At 34.8% G+C, this 4,078-nt stretch carries 3 protein-coding genes; all 3 read right to left on the bottom strand.

All coding sequences use genetic code 11. From position 1 onward, the window contains the following. A partial coding sequence (locus F3G98_RS10430; protein ID WP_508610417.1) for a lysozyme family protein occupies positions 1-673 on the bottom strand: 673 nt, incomplete at its 3' end. After that, a complete protein-coding gene (locus F3G98_RS07350; RefSeq protein WP_103574100.1) occupies positions 670-1,167 on the bottom strand; it encodes a hypothetical protein in 498 nt (165 codons plus the stop codon). The genes F3G98_RS07350 and F3G98_RS10430, both read right to left, overlap by 4 nt. Positions 1,168-1,185: 18 nt before the next feature. Continuing rightward, entirely contained in the window at positions 1,186-4,026 is a 2,841-nt protein-coding gene (locus F3G98_RS07355; RefSeq protein WP_180999491.1) for a type VI secretion system Vgr family protein, read from the bottom strand. Between the last annotated feature and the right edge of the window lie 52 nt (positions 4,027-4,078).

Consider the following 4,078-nt stretch of genomic DNA (forward strand, 5'->3'; position numbering starts at 1 on the left):
TATTTAAGCTACTAAAAATATTTATTACCGCTTCAAAATCATCCTTATATATGAGATCAAAAATATCTGATTCCCACAACCTTCTTTTGGTTAGACCGTTTAGCTCCTTGCCTCTTTGAGTGTTTATGGTATAACGTAGATGAAACCATATTAAAAATCTATCTCTTTGCGATACAGCTTTCATAAGATCTGAGCCATAGTGATTGTATGCTCTTGAGACTAATGCCAGCCTTTCGTAGGATTTTGGAATGTTACTATTGACTTTATTTTCATAAGTACTAAGAGTTAAAGAGTATAGTTTATATGCATTATCTCTTGTTTTTAAATCTAAGCTTAAATTTTGAATAGAGCCAAATTTACTTAATGCTGCTGAGGTTGTTATTTTTCCATTTTTATAGTCTTTTAAAACCAAAGTCTCTTCTTGCGTTAATTGCCATTTATCTCCAAAGACACCTCTATACATTTTTGTAATTTGAGCTATATCATTTACTTTTAAATCAAATCCATAGCCAATAGCGATATTTCCTTGATTAACATTTTTATAATTATCAGCGTGAGGCTTGAGAAATCGTCCTGACTTAACTAGCTCAGAGTTTGGATGCACTTCTGTATTGCACATGAATATGCCCAATAATTTGCCATATTCATCTTTACTTAGCTCTTTAAAGATCATTTATCTTTCCTTATAAATTCTCCATCCCAATACGGATCAGTTCCTTCTCCACAACCATAATCTATAAGTATATTTGCACACTCATTTGCATTTATTTCTGGCTTAGTAAATTTAAAGCCTTTATCAGTCTTTATGATATTTGCGCTGCACTTTTTACTTTTGTCATTTGTTGCTAATTTTAAAACTGCTTCTTTAGAAGAAAGAATTTGCAAATTCATCGCTTTGTCCTCAACTTCTATCAGACAAATATTTGCACCTTCGCTATCTTCATCTCCTTTAACGCCATATGTACGGTAACTTTCAAACCTAACATTGCAAATATTGTTTTTACACATCGATATATTCAAATCCTGAATATGCCCACGATAATTTTCTTTATCTAGCATAATCTGATCTTCAAACGAATAATTTCCTACCCACTCTTTTGACTCAAAATTTTCATTATCTGAGTATAAATTTACAATTAAAAATAGTATAAAAAAGATATTCTTCATATTATTCTCCATTTATTTTTACAACGCCTTGATATCTCCGCCGATGACTCTTAGTCCCATGCTGTCAAATATCGCTTTTATGCCACCAACTTCTATCACAACACTTGCCCCATTTATAGTTACTTTGGTGCTGCCTACTTGGTGGATGATCTCATTTTTAGCATTGACCTCGTATGTCGTCTCGATCTCGCTAAACTTTGAGTCAGCCATCTCAGTGTGCTGCGCGGCTGTCTTTGTAGTGAAATTTGACTTAGCGTTTATGTCGATGTAGTTGTTTGCCTGAAGTACTATGTGCTCGTTACTAAACTCATTTATACCTTTTTGCGAATTTAGCTTATAGCTACCATCTATGTTTTGCTCTTTAGTACCTTTTATCTCTTTGGTTTCGTCGTTGTGTATGGTTGTGTTGAGGTTTGATTTTATCTCGACAAATTTATCATTGCCGACAAACTCATGTCTATCTTGACCAACTCTAGTTGTATCATCAACAGCTACATTTAGTGTATTTGAGACGCCTACTACCGTATCTTTTGAAAGTCCGACCGTCGTTAGATATTCACCGCCGACATTTACGTTTTTAGCAAGATCTATCGTTTGGATGTGTGCTTTTTTGACCCTTTCCGTGTAGCTACCATGCACTTGAGAGCTCTTGTCGTTTAGTATCGTTTGAGAAAAGTCGTTATTTACTAGCTCGTCATAGTCTTTCTCTGCTTTTACATAAATTTGCTCTTTGTTTTTTAAGTTTGACAAAGTGATCTCGTTTATGCCAGTCTCGTTTGCTCCGATCGTTTTTGAGCTAAGCGATGTTTGATGGTAGTTATTATCTACATTTACTAGTGGCATATTTGAGGCATTATAGAGGCTGCCGCTTACCACTGGGTTATCTATGTCGTTTTGCAAAAATGAGATGATCACCTCATCGCCGACCCTAGGTATCGCAAAGAAGCCAGAGCTGTTGCTTGCGATAGGTGTGATCACTCTTAGATAGGCACTTTTATGATAGCTTGCGTTTATGGTGTCGTCTTTATCTATCTGCTCTTGTGTACTAAAGGCGTTTAGTCTTACCTTTACTCTGCCGTAACTATCCGTATGGATGGTGTTTGTTTGGCTATTTAGCCCATCTTGTCCTACGACAAGGCCTAGAGTGATGTCAGGCGCTTTTGGCTTTTGTTTATAGCTTGGTACAAATTTTACGCTACTTGGGATGATGCTTAGTTCATTTGTATATGAGCTTATAAACTTCTTATCCTTTAAAGGGACATTGTCACCTAAATTTAGAGTATTTTCTAAAACGCTTTCGTCTATATAAGTGTGTTTTATAGCTATTATTTTAAACTCATATTCGCCGCTACTTTGATCTATGGCGACTGAGATATTATCGTTTAAATTTAGAGCAAAGACGTTTGAGCTAGCGACAAATTCTTTCAAAAGCATATCGCTTCTTAGCTTTTTAAGATAGGTGCTGACCTCAAGCAACCTCGTATCACTAAATGAATACTCATCTAAATTTATATGCTTATCATAGATATTTACCTGCTCGTCAAATATCTTCTCATTTTTGCTCTCTAGCACGTTTGGATAGGCTGTGTTTTGAAATGAGTGGGTGAAGCTGTTTGCTTTTAGAGTTTCGCTCTTTGTGATTTTATTTATGTGCTCGCTTGCAAGATTGTTGTTTAAATTTATATTAAAGCTTACTTTTCTAGCCTCTTTACCTTTGCTCGGTTCGCTTTGCGTTAGGCCTTCAGCTTGGTTGCTATAAGCTAGTATAAAGGTATCGTGAAAGTAAATTTTCTCATTATCTTCATAAAAATATATGCCACTATCATGGCAAAGTCTTGTTATAAAGGCTAGGTCACTTTCGTTGTACTGCGCTATAAATTCTTTTTTATTGTAGCTATTTTTGATGTTTGAGAAGTCTAGCTCTTTGGTTAGCCTTTGCTTGTTAAAAGACAAAATTTCTTTTACCACTTCAAGCACGCTTTGATCTGTGTAAATTCTATTTGCTCTATTGATACTTAGTCTATATAGCGAGGATGTGAGTTTAAATTTGAAGAAATATTTTTTGTCTATATTTGTGCTGCTGTCATCATCAACGCCTAGATACTCGACATCGCTTACTATGCCACTAAAGTAGATATAGTCGTTGCCATTATTGCTTGGGATGATACTTTTGTTTGTAGAAGATGGTCTTTTTATACTTAGCTTCATGCCTTTATCAAGGTATCTATATATGCCAGTTTGAGCGTTATCGTTATAAATGCTCTCTAAATTTTCATAAAGCGGATTTTTGACTAAATTTATATAGGCAAAGCACTCTATGCTAAATATATCTTCTAAACTCTCATTTATATCAGCCCTTGTGACTATAAATTTATCGTTTGCTATCTGAAGAGTCGAGAAGGCATCGTTAGATACGCCATAATCTACAAAGCCGTCTGTTGCCACTGAGTTACCAGATGCCAGCATGACTGGCTTAGTTAGTGATGATGTTGGTGATGTTATGTTTTTGTCCATTTGTTGCTCTTTCAATCTTTTTTCGTTTTCTTCTTCTCTAAGTTTTTTAAAGTATTTCTTTTCTGGTTCTTTAATATTATAAAATCTATTAACTTCTTCTTCTATGCCACCACGTTCAGCTTCTTTGTTGGCTCGGTTATCCTTGTCTGCAAAAATATCTACACCAATTTTCGCAATATCAGCACCCTTTTCACATGTTTTACAACCTAAAGCATCAAAAATTACACTAGTGCCACTGATTGCCTCATCGGTTCTCGTATACTTATCTTTTTCACTAAAATCTTTTAGTTCTGCATTGTCATTTTTTATATCGAGTTTCTTTTTATTTATATTAAAAATATCCATTACTTCTTCTCGCTTTCTAAAAGCTTATCTAAATCTTTTTCATCTCCTACTA

Origin of the sequence: Campylobacter concisus (assembly GCF_902460895.1) — a bacterium.
Taxonomy (GTDB): Bacteria; Campylobacterota; Campylobacteria; order Campylobacterales; family Campylobacteraceae; genus Campylobacter_A; species Campylobacter_A concisus_BC.